The following is a 14,793-nucleotide window of genomic DNA, read 5'->3' on the forward strand; positions in this document are numbered from 1 at the left end:
CGACACCGAGCAACGTCAGAGCAAGAGGATTTTGCTTCATCGGTTGTATCGGCATTTTAGCGATCGCCGTCAGACTCTTCAGCATTATTCCTCGGGTCTTCCGAGTCTCCAGCGTCCGTATTTGCCCCATCGTCAGGGTCGGTGTTGGTGTTGGTGTCGTCTGAGTTCTCATCAGGCTCTGAGGCGTCTTCAGCAGGACTGTCTTCAACCACCGCTTGCCATTCTTCCAGGGGGCGATCGACACCGTTGAAAATGTTCTCACCGACGATCGCCACCTCGATATCACTCACCTCATCAGTCAGCGGAAACGTTGCTGGGTCAATTAAGGCGTAGTAGTTCTGCCCGCTGAAATCAGGATCACCCAAAATCAGCTGGTGGGTAGTGCCATCGGCCAGGGTCAAGTCTACGATCGCAAACGGCTCATCCAGGCCGAAATCAGCGGGACTCGCCGCCTCAATCGTCGTGGTGTTGACCAAGCCATCTGTAACCAAGCGGCTCAACAGAAAGGCGATCGCGGCTTCTTCGGCAGGCTGCTCGGTCGGTTCCAGCATTTGCCAAAACCCGTCGGCGTCCTTTTCAAACACGACCGTTTGCGCGGCGGTCGCAATTTGCAAAAACACGACATCAGCTTCCGCGAACTCATAAACCGGGGTGGCAGTCCTGTCACTGGGCTCGGTCGTGGCTGAATTGGAGTCAGACTGCCGGGACTGGGTCACCAAAACGATCCCGCCCAACAGCAAAGCGGCGGCCACCAAAATTACTGTGCTGCGCTGAAGTTTCATGTGCTCTACCGTCTCCGCAACGCCATCAAAATTGCCAGGGCAATGCCCGTTAAGGGCAGCACCAGCAGCGAAAAAATGCCTAACCCCCAGGCTTGCTGTCCCGTCATTTGCAAGCGGCGATCGGTCGTCGCCTTGGGCCGAATCGACAAGGTGGCGTCGGCTTCCTGACCTAACCAATTCACCGAATTCAGAAACACATCGCCATTCAACTGTTGGTTAAATGAGCCATCTGCCGCAAAGGTGGAATTGCCAATCACCACCAATCGCGATTCCTCCGCCTGATTTTCCTCAGCATTCGGATCGGTGAGGGCCGCCGTATCGTCTGCGGCGAAATCAGTCTGATCAGCATCAGCGTCAGCGGTACCAGTCTCTGCATCAGCCGTCACGTCCTCGTCAGACAACTCCTCGTCTTCGGTATTTTCTGCTGCGGCGGCCTCATCGGCATCAGACACGTCCTCGGGACTCTCCACTGCCTCGCGACTTAGGGCCAGCCCCAAGACAAACGGGCCTTCTGGCGGCGCATTGGGGTCAAAGGTGAGGTCACCCTCGTCGGTAATGGCTTCGGCGCGGCTCTGGGGATTGGTCAGCAGCAGCGGTGACGTTTCCGTATCGGGTAGTTCACGCCCATCGACCGGACGCGCCAAGGGAAAAAACGATCGCCCCTCGCCAAAGTCTCCGGTAATGGGGTGGTCGCCGTAGGTAGTCACAATCGGCGCAGCGGGGCCTAACCCGACAAATTGCCCCGCCCCCGACGTATCCAACACGAGGCGATCGTCCAAAATCACCCCCCAGTCATCCAAGAGTGCATTCAGGCCGCCATCCAGCCGCGGGTCAAGCATTAACAGAACGCCCCCGCCCTCGTTGAGATAGGTCTCCAGCGCTGCCACCTCCGCCGGAAAGAAGTCTTGGGTCGGCCCAGCAACCACGACGACATTGGCGTCCGGGGGAACGGTTGCCGCTTCCGCCAGGTTCAGGGGTTCAACCTGATAATTTTGGTCGGTGAGTCCTTGCACCGCCTCTAACAACCCCGCCGCCTCACCGTTGATGGCAGGCTCGCCGTGGCCCTGCGCAAAATAGACAGTCAGGGTCAGATCGCTGCTGAGCTGTGCCAGGGCATTCGTCAGGTCTTGTTCTGACAGGGGTTGAGCGGTGCCGAGAGCCTGCGCATCCGCCGTGGTGCCAATAGTTTGCAAAAAGCGGCGATCGCCCCGCGCTTCCAAAAACACCATGCCCGGTTGAGTGGCCCCAAACGCTTCTGCCAGTCGCGGATTGGCAAAGGGATCGACGTATTCAAACTCAAAGTTGTCACTCTCTTGGCGATAGCTTTCGAGCAGTTGCACGTCCTGGGAATTTTGCACCGAGTCAAACACCACCACGCGCACGGGTTCTTCTAAGCTCTGCACCACCTGCTGGGTCGCAGGGGCCAGGGTAAAGAGTCGAGTTTCTGTCAGGTCGTAGCGGCCGACATTTTGCACCGCCAGGAAATTGATTAATCCCAGGATGACCAGCACCGCGATCGTGGCGACCACCGCATTGGTGCCGCTTTGGGTCGATCGCTGTTGCCAAAAGGCTCCAGCCGTCTGTCCCGTAAAGCTGAGGCCCAATAGCAATAAACCGATGCCAAAAATCATCAGTGCCGTGGGCAGCAGTGGCCAGCCGGACAAACTGCCCGCCACGAGCCCCGCCGTGGCGCAGGCTAACCCCGGCCAGGTGAGAAATTTCAGCCATTTTGCAGAAAATGCCAACCGTTTCATACTGTCTATGCTGTCGTCGTGATGATTACTCTAAGGGACTGGCCCGCGGGCACTAATTACGCTGAAACCGGAGCGCTTCAATGGATTGCGCCGTGAGGAATAGCCCCAACAGACCGTAAGACACAAACAACACCACGCTACTGGTATCCAAAATGCCTTGGGTAAAGCCGTTGAAATGTTGCAGCATCGATAAATGATTGAGCGCGTCGCCCAACCAACCGGGCACGGCCCGCGCCAACGCATCCACAATCCACAAGAAAATCACCAGGGCAAAGGTCAGGATGGCGGCGACCACGGTGCTGCTGGTGAGGGATGAAAGAAACATGCCGAGGGACAACACACTGGCGGCCAGCAAAATGAGTCCCAAATTACCGACCAGTAGGAGGTTGGGCGAGACGGCGGGTTCGGCGGTGCCGAGGGCGATCGCCACACACAGCATCAGCGGCAACACCATGCCGATGTAAAACGTGACGACCGCCAGCAACTTGCCTAGCGCCACGACCCAGTTCATCACCGGCGAGGTCGCGAGCAGTTCCAACGTCCCCTGTTTGCGCTCCTCGGTGTAGAGCCCCATCGAGAGAATGGGCAGCACAAACATCGAGAGCGAGCCGATCACCCCAAAATAGCCCTGCAAAAATTCGTAGGCGACATCCAGCGGCGGCAGCGTCATCCCCATTTGCAACACCTGATCGCGGCGGGCCACCTGGGCCAGCAAGCCCTCTGGACTGAACAAAATCACCACCAGGAAAAAGCCCCCCAACAGCCAAAAGATCGCGGCAATCACATAGGCCAGGGGCGAGGCCAAATAACTTTGCAGCTCCCGACGATAAATCGCCAGCACATTTCCCAACACAGTTCGCAACGCGGTCATAGCCTTCTTCACTCACACCTGCAATGGTTAGCTGTCCGTTTCTGGGGGGACTGGATCGTCTGTGTTATCCGCAGCGCTGGCCCCTTCAGGCATCACAGCAGGGCTGGCGGCATCGGCGTCATTTGCCAGTTCCGTGACCGCAGCCTTGGCCATGTCCTCGGTCGGTTCTTCCGTCGTCAAATTGAGGAAGACATCTTCCAGACTGGCCTGGTGTCGCCGCAGCTCGTACAGTCCGAATCCGGCTTGGACGATCGCCGCCGCGATCGCCTCGCCGGGGTCGGTATCGCCCGCCTTGAGTTGAAACCGATATCGCGACTCATGATCCGGGAGTTGCCCCACCGACTCAACGGCGGCGACTCCGGGGACGGCCCGCAGGGTGTGGTGGATATCCTCTAAGCCGCCGCGCACCTCCAGGTCGTAGCTCACGGCCCCCGTGAGCTGTGCCATCAAGGTATCGAGCTTACCCGCCGCCACTAATTGCCCGCGATTGATGATGGCCACGCGATTACAGGTGGCATTCACCTCCGGCAGAATGTGAGTGGACAAGATGATCGTGTGGTCGCCCGCCAGGCTGCGAATGAGCTGCCGCACTTCGTTGTTTTGGCGCGGATCGAGGCCCGAGGTCGGCTCATCGAGCACAATCACGGGCGGATCGTGGACGATCGCTTGGGCAATGCCCACCCGCTGCCGAAACCCTTTCGACAGCTTGCGAATGATGACGGCGTGTTTTTCTTCCAAACCGCAGCGCTGGATGGCGTAGGTGACCTGAGCGGGGCGATCGCCAGCAGACACCCCCTTGATGCGGGCGACGAAATGCAAAAACGCCTCCACCGTCATGTCGAGGTAGAGCGGGGGCCGTTCGGGCAAATAGCCGATGCGCTGGCGCACCGCCATCGAATCCGCATGAACGTCGTACTCGGCGACTTTGGCCGTGCCGCTGGTGGCGGGCAAATAGCCGGTCAAAATTCGCATGGTGGTAGTTTTGCCCGCACCATTCGGCCCGAGAAATCCTAAAATTTCCCCCGGTTCCACCGCAAAAGACACATCGTTCAAGGCCACGGTTGAGCCATACACTTTATGAAGATGATCAACTTCAATCATGGGCGTAACGACCGTTCTCCTTTACATTCGAGGGGGTGAATCCGGAACAGACTGACCGACGAGCGATCGAGATCGCCGTTCCCGAACCCGCTGATTTGTCAGCAAAGACTAACACTCTAGCGCTCATCGGCGGCAAGTTGATGGCTGCCCCCTCGCCAATAAACACCAGAAGATCATAAAGTCTGATTTGCGACTTTCAAAGACCCCATGACCCAACCCTCTGATCCCCAAAATTCGGCAGACCTGAGCTTAGACGATGAGTTGCCCATTGGCCCCGGCACCAGCTTCACGTTTCTTTACTATTTTGCGACTGCGGGCGTGATTACCTGGCTGTTTGTCGCCCGTTTATTTGGGGTCGGCCTGATGACCACGCTGCCGGAGGAAATAGGGTTAGTAGGTGGTGTGCTCTTCGGGCTGGTCGGCATTCTCTTCAATCGCTCCACCACGCTGGAAATTCCCTTCACCAGCAAAAAGAAATTTCGCCAGCAGCTCAGCGATGTGATGGCGAGCATGGGGTACGCCCTGGACACGACCGAAGGCTCCGTCGATCGCTACCAAAAACCCAAGGCCAGTCGATTTTTCGCGGGGGATATTTTTGTGCAGCAGCGTAGCCAGTCAGCCATTTTTATCAGCCGCGTCAGCAATATTCGGACGCTCAAACGCCGCTTTGAGAAAAGTTGAGGCACCCCGCCTTGCTGGGGCCAATTCAACCGCTAACCGGGCTACCGGTGGATGCCACATTCCGTTTTCTGAGACCCACGCCAACGACCAGCGCGCTCATCTTCTCCCGGTTGCACTGGGGTCGTGAGCGGCTCGTCACCGATGCTGGCATAACCGCGATCGTGCAGCGGATTGTAGATGACATCCTGCTGGAACACATAGCCCCACAGTTCTTTGCGCGTCCAATTGGCCAGGGGATTAATTTTCAATCGCCCGTCGCTGTCCGGTTCCAAAATGGGCAGCGCCTGACGGGTCGTGGACTGGTCACGACGGCGACCCGTCACCCAAGCCTGCACGTCCACCGCTTGCAGCGCCCGCTGCAGGGGTTCCACCTTCGTCAAGTAGTGAAACTGGTCAATGTCTCGCTGCCACAATGCGTCGCCATAGCGGTTGGCAAACCCTTGCCGGGTCGTCGCCCCGGCGGCTTGGTAAACGTGTAAATCCAGGTCATACCGCTGACGGGCGCGCTCGGCGGTCGCCAGGGTTTCCTCAAAATGATGCAGGGTATCGAGGAAGATCACCGGCACCCGGACGGGGGGAGACAACTCTGCATACAGCATGTGGATGGTGACCGGAATGCTGAAGGAACTCGTCTGGGCGAGCCCGGTAGGAAAGGTGCGAATCGCCCAGCGCAAGATCGCTTGGGGCGTCGCCGTTTCAAATTGCTGATTGAGCGCGGCGAGATCAAGGGAGTCCGCGATCGCGGCGGTGGAAGTCATGCACTGAACCATAAGTTCGTTACCTGTGTTGCGTATCGACAGTGCCAAATTCAGTTATACACCGTGCCCGTGCAGATAAACACACATAATCCGGTCGGGATTTCGGGGATTCCGATTTTGCCGTGCCCTCAGCCTTTGCCACAGGCCCATTCTCAATTTGATAAGAATTTGCTGAGACCGTGCCTCTCTGGGCTCGTGAATGCTGCGCGACAGCTGCGGGAGTTTCTAAGAGGAGTCCCCAAACATACAGCGTTTCTCACTCTAGTGAGGTACAGTAACAGCAATTTGTGAACCAGTTTTCAATATCTTTCAAAGAAACTTCCTCGAATGCCTTTTCCAAGGCTTTTGCTAAGTCGGGATACGTTCTTGCTTCGAGTGACCGTAGTATCGACTTGACCTTTGACCAGAAATTCTCAATCGGAGAGAACTCGGGTGAGTAAGGTGGCAGATAAATGAGCGAGGCTCCAGCCTGATGAATCATGTCCTCAATCTCTTTACCTAAATGAATGGAGCAGTTATCCATAATCACACAAGCTCCTGGCCATAATTTAGGCACTAGTCGCTGAGAGATAAAAGCCTCAAAAGTCAAGCCATCAAAGGCCCCCATGATACTGACACTGGTCAATAAGCCAGTTAAGCTGAGGGCTCCGACAATGGAAACATTCTGTCCTCGTTTCTGAGGACGCTTGCCGTGGGCTCGTTGCCCTTTAGGGGCACGAGCCTGTAGCCGAGTTAATGCTAGATTGACCCCCGATTCATCGATGAAGATGAGGTGTTTGGCTAAAATGCCTCGCACCAGTTGCCAGAACTCTACTCGTTTTAGCTGGACACGCTCACTTTCTTTCTCATCGGCATGGAACGTCTTTTTTTTAATGTCAGATCTAGCTTCTTGAGGGCTCGGTCAATGGTTGAACAACTGACCCAGATGTCAGTTGCCGCCGCGAGTTGGGCGCGCAGTTCGTCCAACGTCGCATCATTTTGGGCTTCTACCAACCGTCGAAGCACCGCCAGATGTTCTGTCGTCAGCTTTGAGGGTGTTTGCTGCGTCCGTATTTTGGGTGCTAAGGAATCGGTTTCTCGATATTGCTTCAACAACTTCTGAACAAAGCTCGGGGCGATACCAAATCGTCGTGCCAACTTTCGTTGCGAAACTGATTCATCTTCATGAGCTTTGATGATTTTTCGACGAAACTCGATGGAATAGGCTTTCATCACGATATCTCAGCGTGACTTTAATAAGTATTAAGTGTACCTCACTAGCCTGGATAAGGCTATAATCGTTCCTCGTCATGTCAGATGTTGCGACTCCGCTGCGTGGCACTCAAAATGATCGGTCGTGTCATGCCGACCAACGGGAGGAGTCTCGGTTGGATAACTTTTTACTTGGAACCCGCTAAGAAAAAGCACCCAACCGGTAGGGACGCAAAGCCTGCGCCCTTGAGAGGAAGCTTGCTCCTCGACGGGCATGACCTGGCAAACCGCTGAATGCGAAACAGGCCAGACCTAAATTCATATTCGGGACAGCCCAAGCGAGAGCGACGCTCTGGGCTTTGGTATAACGAAGAGATGCCGTCCCCACTGTTCAAACATGACCACCGAATCGTATTCGTCTACAAACTCTGTAGTATCTTCGCGGTGGTTAACTCCCTGGCCGTACCAACTCCTGACCTGGGGAGCTTTGGTCTATGGCGTAGTGTTGCGTCTAGGGTATTACAGCACTAACCGCTCGCTCTGGCATGACGAAGCGGCAGTGACCCTGAATATTCTCAATCGCAGCTATGGGGAGCTGTTGCAGCAGCTTGATTACGGCCAGGCAGCACCCCCTTTATTTTTATGGGTACAAAAGGCCGTCACTCAGATTCTAGGCCCCAGTGAATATGCGTTACGGCTGTTGCCCCTAACGGCCAGTTTGCTCTCCCTCGGGCTCTTCTACCAACTCTTGCAGCGGTATGCCTCTCCCCTGGCCCGGCCCCTGGCCATGGCTCTATTCGCCACCATGGGCTACGTTCTCTACTTTGCGGCGGAGGTGAAGCCCTATGCCAGTGATCTGGCGATCGCCCTGGCGATATTTCTGCTCCTGATGCCCCGGTGCGATCGCCCCTTTTCCCGTCGTCAGCAGGTCAGTTTCAGTCTGCTAGGGGCGGCGGCCATATGGCTGTCTTACCCCAGCGTTTTTATGCTGGCAGCGACGGCGGTTGCCACTGCCATCTACACTCCACGGTCTCGCCGCTGGCCGCAATTCCAGAATCGGTTGCCAGTCTACGGGGTCTGGCTGGTGAGCTTTTTGGGACTTTACTTTGGCGTCATTCAAAATACGTTGGAAACGGGGGAACTAGAGGCGGTCTTTGAAAGCCGGTTTCCCAGTTCTGTGTTTGATGTTTGGTGGCTGGTGGATGCCTTGGGGCGGTTTTTCTACCGTCCCCTGGGTTTTTTGGGGATTCCCGAGGGCTTTGCCGCGATCGCTTGTCTCACTGGTGGCGTCTGGCTTTACCGCTACCAGCGTCGCACCTTAATCCTGCTGCTGCTGCCGATTGGCACCACATTACTCGCCGGATATTTGCAGCAATATCCCTTTCGCGATCGGTTGATTTTGTTTCTGGCCCCCTTGGGCTACTTACTAATTGCCGAAGGCATTGCCTGGCCCCTGCGACAGCCGCGCTGGTGGGGGCCAGCATGGGGCTGGCTGCTGATTCTAATCCTGCTGGTGCCGGTGACTTGGCGAACGACGACCCAGGCGTTTCAAACCGATTCGACCCCCTTGTTCCATTCCTTCGCCATCCGCCCGGCGGTGCAACACATCCACACCCACTGGCAGGAAACGGATGTGGTGTTTGTGGAATCGCGGGGCCGGCGACCCTTTCAGTACTATGCTCAGATTCTTGGCTTTCAGTCCGATCAGCAGGTGCTGAGTGACGCTCGTCTGCCTGCCGCCGAGAATGTCAACGTCGACTATTTCGCGGAACTGTTGCAGCCCTTTGCCAATGCCCCGCGACTCTGGCTCTTCTTTGTGCTTCAGAATGAATCGACACCCGCCCCAGACGAGTTGATCACAGTTCTAAATGCTCATTTTCAAAGTGAACCCTTGGATGTGCTCAAAACGTCCAACACCTTAACCTGCCTTTATCAGTCGGCTTCGGCCACGCCCTAACGCCGAACAGGGAGCTGGAACATTCTGCAACTCCATTGGGATGAGACCGAGCGATCGCGGCCCTGATCGCCGGACTGGAGCGTGACCTGTCATAGTAAATGAATTGACCACTGACAGTTTTTGGACGGGAGAAGCAGGGTGAAGTTAGTGCTCTACAGCAAACCGGGCTGCCACCTGTGCGAAGGGCTAGAGGAAAAATTGGCGACGTTGTCTCACCTCGACTTTGACCTAGAGATTCGCGATATCACGACCCAAGACGATTGGTTTCAGCGCTATCAATACGAAATTCCGGTGTTGTGCCGAGTGGTGGAAACCCCAGCGGGACAACGGGAAGCAGCGCTGCCCCGACTCTCCCCCCGCGCCCCGATCGCGCGAGTGGAGCAAATGTTACAGACATATTTGGAACCGAATAAGGCAAAATAAGCGCAATCATTTTTGTGAGAGGTTGCTGACATGGATTTGCAGGGCTTGCTAGCGCAGTTGGCAAAAGTGGGCATGGTTCCCGCAGTGGCTCCATCCCCCGATCATCCGGCCCTCTCGCAGCCGATCAAGCGCTTGTGTACCAACTCCCAAGCCTGCCAACCGGGGGATCTATTTATCGGGATGCCGGGCACACGGGTGGATGGCGGCGACTTTTGGCCAGGGGCGATCGCAGCGGGGGCGATCGCGGCCTTCGTGTCTCCCCAAGCGGCTAAAAACCGACCCCCCGAGGCGCACCATCCCGCTGCTCTGGTGCTGCCATTCACCGATCTGGCGCTGGTGTGTGCGGAGGCGGCAGTGGCCTTTTACGACGCGCCGGGGCAAGCCATGCAACTGGTGGGCGTCACGGGCACCAATGGCAAAACCACAACCACCCACCTAATTGAAGCGTTGCTCCAGCAGGGCGATCGCGCCACGGGGTTGCTCGGCACCCTCTATGCCCGCTGGCCGGGTCACGATACCGTCGCCCTGCACACCACCCCCTTTGCGGTGGATTTGCAGGCGGATCTGGCCGCCGCTCGCGATGCGGGCTGTCAGGCGTTGGTGATGGAAGTGAGTTCCCATGCGCTACACCAACGGCGGGTGTGGGGCTGTTCCTTTGAGGTGGCGGTGTTTACCAACCTGACCCAAGACCATCTCGACTATCACGAGACGATGGACGCTTATTTTGAGGCGAAGGCCCTGCTGTTTAGCGAGGATTATTTGCGGGGACGGGCGATCGTGAATTGGGACGATCCCTATGGTCAGAACCTGGTCGAACGGTTGGGCGATCGCGCCTGGAGCTACAGCGTCGAAAATTCCCAGGCGGATTTGTACACGTCAGCGCTGACCTATGGAGCCAACGGCGTGCAGGGACAGTTGCACACGCCCCAGGGCACCATTCCCTTCAGTCTGCCGCTGGTGGGGCAATTCAATCTGTCAAATATGCTGGCGGCGGTCGGCGCGGCGCTGCACCTGAGCATCACGTTGGAGCAGGTGGGGGCATGTTTGCCTCAGTTTGGTGGGGTACCCGGCCGCATGGAGCGCGTGGTGATCAGGCCCGACCAGTCCGTGAGCGTGATTGTGGACTATGCCCACACGCCGGATAGTTTGCAAAATGCCCTGACCGCCGCCCGCCCGTTTGTGACCGGTCGGTTGATTTGCGTATTTGGCTGTGGCGGCGATCGCGATCGCACCAAGCGCCCGCAAATGGGCAAAATCGCCTACGACTTGGCCGATGTGGCGATCGTCACCTCCGATAATCCCCGCACGGAAGATCCCCAGCGCATCCTCCATGACATTCTCGAAGGCATTCCCGCCCAATTGCCGGACGAACAGGTGGTGTGCGATCGCGCGGCCGCCATTCAGGCCGCCATTGCCCAAGCCCAACCCGGCGACTGCGTCCTCATTGCGGGCAAAGGCCACGAAGATTACCAAATCCTTGGCACCGAAAAAATCCACTTCGACGATCGCGAACAAGCCCGCGCCGCCCTGAGCGCTTGAGCGGGATCATCAGAGCGGCTAGAGGTTGAGGCTCAACGGCTGACCAGCGCGTCGTAGTAGCCCGTGATGCCATTGAACACATACTGCACCGCCAGCGCCGCCAAAATGATGCCCAACACGCGAGTGAGAATGCTGACCTTGCTTTCTCCCAACAGCGTGATGAGGCGATCGCTAGCATACAGAATCGGCCACGAAATCAGGTAAGTGATACCCATCACGATCGCTAATAAAGCAATACGCAGCATGTCACTGCCTGCCTGAGTCGCCAACACCAGCACCGTCGCCAGGGTGCCGGGGCCAGCCAACAGCGGCAGCGCCATCGGAAACACCGCTACGTCTTCCCCGGAATTGCTGGAATCGCCCTTTTCCGGGGATTGGATGGACGATCGCTCCCCAAACAGCGTCGGCAACGCCAGGAGAAATAACAGCATGCCCCCGCTAACAGCAAAGGCATGGGTCGTCACGCCGAGATAAGAGAGCAGCAGCCGTCCGGCAAACAAAAAGAATAAGGTCACAGAAAACGCAATGATCAGCGATCGATTCAAGATGCGCCGCCGTTCGCTCAGTCTCATGCCACTGGTCAGCGAAACGAAGACCGGGGCCACCGCAACGGGATTGACCACCACGATCAGCATGACGAAGGCTGTGATAATAAATTGCGACAGGCTTTGATCCATCTAAAATTTGCCCCTATGGCTCCAGCAGAACAGCCGCAGTATATCCCGCACGGGTTGGACAAACTGTGCCGTGCAGCCAACGCGCCAGTTGCCACGGCCATGCCCCAGCCGCACAACCCAAAAGGCGAGGTGCGGCCCGTGCGAGCAGTGCAGTGCATCAGCACCGGATGCTCGGTTAAGAGTTAGCCACCTGGAGCACAATTTTGCCAATGTGCTGCTTGGTCAGAAAGATTTTTTGGGCCGCCACAATCGCCTCTAGGGGAAAGACCTGGGCCACCAGCGGGCGAATCTGCTGCGCTTCTATGTGCTTGATCAGATTCGGAAACACTTCCGGCTCCAGCACCGTGCAGCCAAAGAAACTCAAGTCTTTCAAATACAGCGTGCGCAAATCGAGCTCCACTAGCGGGCCAGCGATCGCTCCGAAAACGACCTGGGTCATTCACAACTATCCTGGTTCCGGCTGAGTTGGCATTCATCAAGTGTTCTCCCCAAGGAAAAGTCCTATCAACCAAGCGTTCTAACTTGAGGTATGCTGCCGTCAAGGAAATGTCGTTGCCACACTTCAGACGCCAATGGTGAACCCTTATCTTGCCGCCATTCAGCAGCTCTACGGTCAACGTGCTAATGCAGAACAGGCGCTCCCGATGCAGCAGTACATGCGGAATCAGTTTGAATTTTTGGGCATCAAGCGTCCGCAGGCTCAGGCGCTATTTAGGCAACTTAAGGCTGAACACGGATTGCCAGAGTTAGATCAGCTCGCCCCCATCGTGCGAACTTTGTGGGATTGGCCCGAGCGAGAATATCAGTACTTGGCCCTGACGCTGTTAGACAAGTCTCAAAAGCGGCTGACCCCAGACTTTTTGCCCTTACTGGAATGGTTGATTACCACCAAATCTTGGTGGGATACGGTGGACGCGATCGCCAGTCATCAGGTGGGCCAGCTGCTGCGCCAATATCCAGACCGGCGCGATCGCACCCTCACCCCGTGGCGACAATCGGCTAATATCTGGCTCCGCCGCACAACCATTCTGTTCCAGCTAGGCTACAAGTCCGAGACGGATGCCGAGTTATTATTTGCGATCGCTGCTGAAAATCGCCAATCCTCTGAGTTTTTCATCCAGAAGGCGATCGGCTGGGCCTTGCGCGAATACTCCAAAACGGCACCTGATGCCGTCCACACCTTTGTCTCCACGGTCGAACTAGCCCCCCTCAGCCAACGAGAAGCCTTGAAATGGTTAAAAAAGCATCCGCCAAACAATTAATCAGCATCGCTATCGAGATTCTGGTTGGAGAACAGCGATCGCTGATCGCATTTTGCAACGGGTATGGTCATACCCTAACGATCTCGCTAACCGGACGGAGATCATCTTTAGAAACGCCACAGACAAATTCTGTTTCGTTCCCGTTCAGCCCCTTGGTTCGGCGGCTCAATGCAAAATGGTAATGTGTGTTACAGTTAGGCGGCCTAGGTTTAAGGCAAAACTCGACTAGGACTTGAAGTTTTCGCCACAGACTCGACATCACTTAGGCTTTTAAAAAGATCTGTCTCTTCAGAATAAAGTCCGCTAGTTTACTGTCTTTCTAACTGAAACCCTTGCGGGACAAGTTTTTCAGTCTAATAGTAAATTGGGAAGGGCTTTGTCTTAGCAAATCCTTGCCCAACAAGGACTTAATGAATTTTCAAAATCAAATGATCAGATGCAGTCTTGAAGCAACAAATAGTTTCTAAACTGCTCAGCTTTCACTGCACATCTTTTAAGTAAAAACAAATAAATTTTGGGTTTCAAATTAGGTGGTTTGAAGCCTAGCTGCTGCCTATCAATAAAGTTTGAATCTTAGAGAACTTCACCTTTGCAGAGAAGTTCTTGATGTTTTTTAGAATCCTCAGATATAAATTGAAGGAATTGATTGAATGAAAATCGCCCAAAAAACAGCTCTAGTTTACTGTGAGAAAGAATTTGGATTGGTGGATGGAAAAACTGCCGCAGGACTCGTTAGACATTCTGAAATCTATGCTCTAGTTGGGGTGATTGATAGTTCGCTAGCCGGTCAAGATGCGGGAGAAGCATTAGGCGACAAGAAAAATAATATTCCTATTTTTGCCACCTTAGATGAAGCCTTGAACAATCTTGCAGAGATTCCGGATTGTTACATCTATGGCAAAGCCCCCCTAGACACCTACATCTCGATAGAAGAAAGATTTCTGATCCTAGAAGCGATGGAAAAAGGAATGGATATCATCAATGGTCTGCATCAATTCTTCTCCGAAGATGAAGAATTTGCCTATATGGCTGCCAGATACAATATCCAAATCAAAGACATTAGGAAACCGCCAACATTAAAAGATTCCCATGTCTTTACCGGTCAAATATCCAAAGTAAATGTTCCGGTGATTGCGATGCTAGGCACCGATTGTGCCTGTGGCAAAATGACTACCGCAGTGGAACTCAACAAAGCCTTAAACAAATTAGGGCTGAAATCGATCATGATCGCGACAGGGCAGACCAGCTTAATGCAGGGGGCGAAGTACGGTGCATCGATGGATGCTCTGATTTCCCAATTTGCGATCGGTGAATTAGAAAATGCAGTTGTTCAGGCGTTTGAGCACGAAGATCCTGACGTCATTTTAGTCGAGGGACAAAGTGCGGTCAGCCATCCTGCCTTTATGAGTTCGATTGGTATTTTGAAAGGAAGTGTTCCTGATGGGATTATCTTGCAGCATCCGCCTGCTCGGAAATTTCGTTGTGACTTTCCTGATTTAGTGATGCCTACAATTGAGGAAGAAATCCAACTGATTGAAGCCATCTCGCAATCTCAGGTAATTGCGATCGCGCTCAATCATGAAGACCTGTCAGGCAAAGAGCTTTCGAATATCATCGACGATTATGAAGACCGTTTTGGTTTGCCGACGACCGATGTCTTGAACTACGGCTGTCAAAAACTTGTGCGAGCTTTGAGCGATCGCTTTCCAGAGTTGCATCAAAAGATTACGCGAAGACGTTTAGAAAAAATGCCTCTATTGGCAGTGCGATCGGCATAAAGTGCTGGAACAAATATAA

13 protein-coding genes and 1 pseudogene are annotated in these 14,793 nt (G+C 54.9%); 6 read left to right on the forward strand and 8 right to left on the reverse strand.

What is annotated here, in order from left to right; genetic code table 11:
- Window positions 1–56: 56 nt before the first annotated feature.
- The 4 genes from JUK32_RS22760 to JUK32_RS22775 are packed head-to-tail and all read right to left on the reverse strand — an operon-like array spanning window position 57 to window position 4,508.
- Window positions 57–782, reverse strand: coding sequence for a DUF4340 domain-containing protein (locus tag JUK32_RS22760; protein WP_204141162.1), 726 nt, complete (start codon window positions 780–782; stop codon window positions 57–59).
- Window positions 783–787: 5 nt separating this feature from the next.
- A complete protein-coding gene (locus JUK32_RS22765; protein WP_204141163.1) occupies window positions 788–2,536 on the reverse strand; it encodes a Gldg family protein in 1,749 nt (582 codons plus the stop codon).
- A 52-nt stretch (window positions 2,537–2,588) separates the two neighbouring features.
- On the reverse strand, window positions 2,589–3,398 hold the full coding sequence (locus JUK32_RS22770) for an ABC transporter permease (RefSeq protein WP_204141191.1): 810 nt from the start codon (window positions 3,396–3,398) through the stop codon (window positions 2,589–2,591).
- Window positions 3,399–3,434: 36 nt separating this feature from the next.
- Complete coding sequence (locus JUK32_RS22775; protein ID WP_204141164.1) at window positions 3,435–4,508, reverse strand: ABC transporter ATP-binding protein; 1,074 nt, start codon at window positions 4,506–4,508, stop codon at window positions 3,435–3,437.
- A 207-nt stretch (window positions 4,509–4,715) separates the two neighbouring features.
- Here JUK32_RS22775 and JUK32_RS22780 point away from each other — a divergent pair, with 207 nt between their 5' ends.
- Complete coding sequence (locus JUK32_RS22780; protein WP_204141165.1) at window positions 4,716–5,189, forward strand: hypothetical protein; 474 nt, start codon at window positions 4,716–4,718, stop codon at window positions 5,187–5,189.
- Window positions 5,190–5,230: 41 nt separating this feature from the next.
- Here JUK32_RS22780 and cysH read toward each other — a convergent pair whose 3' ends face one another.
- Together cysH and JUK32_RS22790 are read right to left on the reverse strand one after the other, a co-directional pair.
- On the reverse strand, window positions 5,231–5,947 hold the full coding sequence (gene cysH / locus JUK32_RS22785; RefSeq protein WP_239112976.1) for a phosphoadenosine phosphosulfate reductase: 717 nt from the start codon (window positions 5,945–5,947) through the stop codon (window positions 5,231–5,233).
- A 256-nt stretch (window positions 5,948–6,203) separates the two neighbouring features.
- Window positions 6,204–7,159, reverse strand: a protein-coding gene (locus JUK32_RS22790; protein WP_204141167.1) for an IS630 family transposase whose coding sequence is annotated in 2 segments (ribosomal slippage) — window positions 6,204–6,826 and window positions 6,826–7,159 — 957 coding nt in all. Because the reading frame shifts where the segments join, the coding sequence is not laid out codon by codon here.
- Window positions 7,160–7,535: 376 nt separating this feature from the next.
- Here JUK32_RS22790 and JUK32_RS22795 point away from each other — a divergent pair.
- From JUK32_RS22795 to JUK32_RS22805, 3 genes are all read left to right on the forward strand, one after another.
- Window positions 7,536–9,095 (forward strand): glycosyltransferase family 39 protein, encoded by a 1,560-nt coding sequence (locus JUK32_RS22795; protein WP_204141168.1) that lies wholly within the window; start codon window positions 7,536–7,538, stop codon window positions 9,093–9,095.
- 138 nt (window positions 9,096–9,233) lie between these two features.
- Window positions 9,234–9,518 (forward strand): glutaredoxin family protein, encoded by a 285-nt coding sequence (locus JUK32_RS22800; protein WP_204141169.1) that lies wholly within the window; start codon window positions 9,234–9,236, stop codon window positions 9,516–9,518.
- Between the two features lie 30 nt (window positions 9,519–9,548).
- Window positions 9,549–11,057 (forward strand): UDP-N-acetylmuramoyl-L-alanyl-D-glutamate--2,6-diaminopimelate ligase, encoded by a 1,509-nt coding sequence (locus tag JUK32_RS22805; RefSeq protein ID WP_204141170.1) that lies wholly within the window; start codon window positions 9,549–9,551, stop codon window positions 11,055–11,057.
- A 32-nt stretch (window positions 11,058–11,089) separates the two neighbouring features.
- On the opposite strand, the gene JUK32_RS22810 is transcribed toward JUK32_RS22805, so the two are convergent.
- Together JUK32_RS22810 and JUK32_RS22815 are read right to left on the reverse strand one after the other, a co-directional pair.
- The gene (locus JUK32_RS22810) at window positions 11,090–11,734 is read right to left on the reverse strand and encodes a MarC family protein (RefSeq protein ID WP_204141171.1); all 645 of its coding nucleotides are present in this window, start codon (window positions 11,732–11,734) and stop codon (window positions 11,090–11,092) included.
- A 175-nt stretch (window positions 11,735–11,909) separates the two neighbouring features.
- Window positions 11,910–12,161, reverse strand: a pseudogene (locus JUK32_RS22815) (zinc-binding dehydrogenase); the annotation flags it as partial.
- A 145-nt stretch (window positions 12,162–12,306) separates the two neighbouring features.
- Here JUK32_RS22815 and JUK32_RS22820 point away from each other — a divergent pair.
- Complete coding sequence (locus JUK32_RS22820) at window positions 12,307–12,996, forward strand: DNA alkylation repair protein (RefSeq protein ID WP_204141173.1); 690 nt, start codon at window positions 12,307–12,309, stop codon at window positions 12,994–12,996.
- A 650-nt stretch (window positions 12,997–13,646) separates the two neighbouring features.
- A complete protein-coding gene (locus JUK32_RS22825) occupies window positions 13,647–14,774 on the forward strand; it encodes a DUF1611 domain-containing protein (protein WP_204141174.1) in 1,128 nt (375 codons plus the stop codon).
- Window positions 14,775–14,793: the final 19 nt, after the last annotated feature.

Origin of the sequence: Halomicronema sp. CCY15110 (assembly GCF_016888165.1) — a bacterium.
In the GTDB taxonomy this organism is placed as follows: Bacteria; Cyanobacteriota; Cyanobacteriia; order Phormidesmidales; family Phormidesmidaceae; genus Halomicronema.

Bases quoted from the DNA above. Each gene is read 5' to 3' on its own strand.
- JUK32_RS22760 (WP_204141162.1), bottom strand. From the start codon at position 782: ATGAAACTTCAGCGCAGCACAGTAATTTTGGTGGCCGCCGCTTTGCTG.
- JUK32_RS22765 (WP_204141163.1), bottom strand. From the start codon at position 2,536: ATGAAACGGTTGGCATTTTCTGCAAAATGGCTGAAATTTCTCACCTGG.
- JUK32_RS22775 (WP_204141164.1), bottom strand. From the start codon at position 4,508: ATGATTGAAGTTGATCATCTTCATAAAGTGTATGGCTCAACCGTGGCC.
- JUK32_RS22780 (WP_204141165.1), top strand. From the start codon at position 4,716: ATGACCCAACCCTCTGATCCCCAAAATTCGGCAGACCTGAGCTTAGAC.
- cysH (WP_239112976.1), bottom strand. From the start codon at position 5,947: ATGACTTCCACCGCCGCGATCGCGGACTCCCTTGATCTCGCCGCGCTC.
- JUK32_RS22795 (WP_204141168.1), top strand. From the start codon at position 7,536: ATGACCACCGAATCGTATTCGTCTACAAACTCTGTAGTATCTTCGCGG.
- JUK32_RS22805 (WP_204141170.1), top strand. From the start codon at position 9,549: ATGGATTTGCAGGGCTTGCTAGCGCAGTTGGCAAAAGTGGGCATGGTT.
- JUK32_RS22810 (WP_204141171.1), bottom strand. From the start codon at position 11,734: ATGGATCAAAGCCTGTCGCAATTTATTATCACAGCCTTCGTCATGCTG.
- JUK32_RS22820 (WP_204141173.1), top strand. From the start codon at position 12,307: ATGGTGAACCCTTATCTTGCCGCCATTCAGCAGCTCTACGGTCAACGT.
- JUK32_RS22825 (WP_204141174.1), top strand. From the start codon at position 13,647: ATGAAAATCGCCCAAAAAACAGCTCTAGTTTACTGTGAGAAAGAATTT.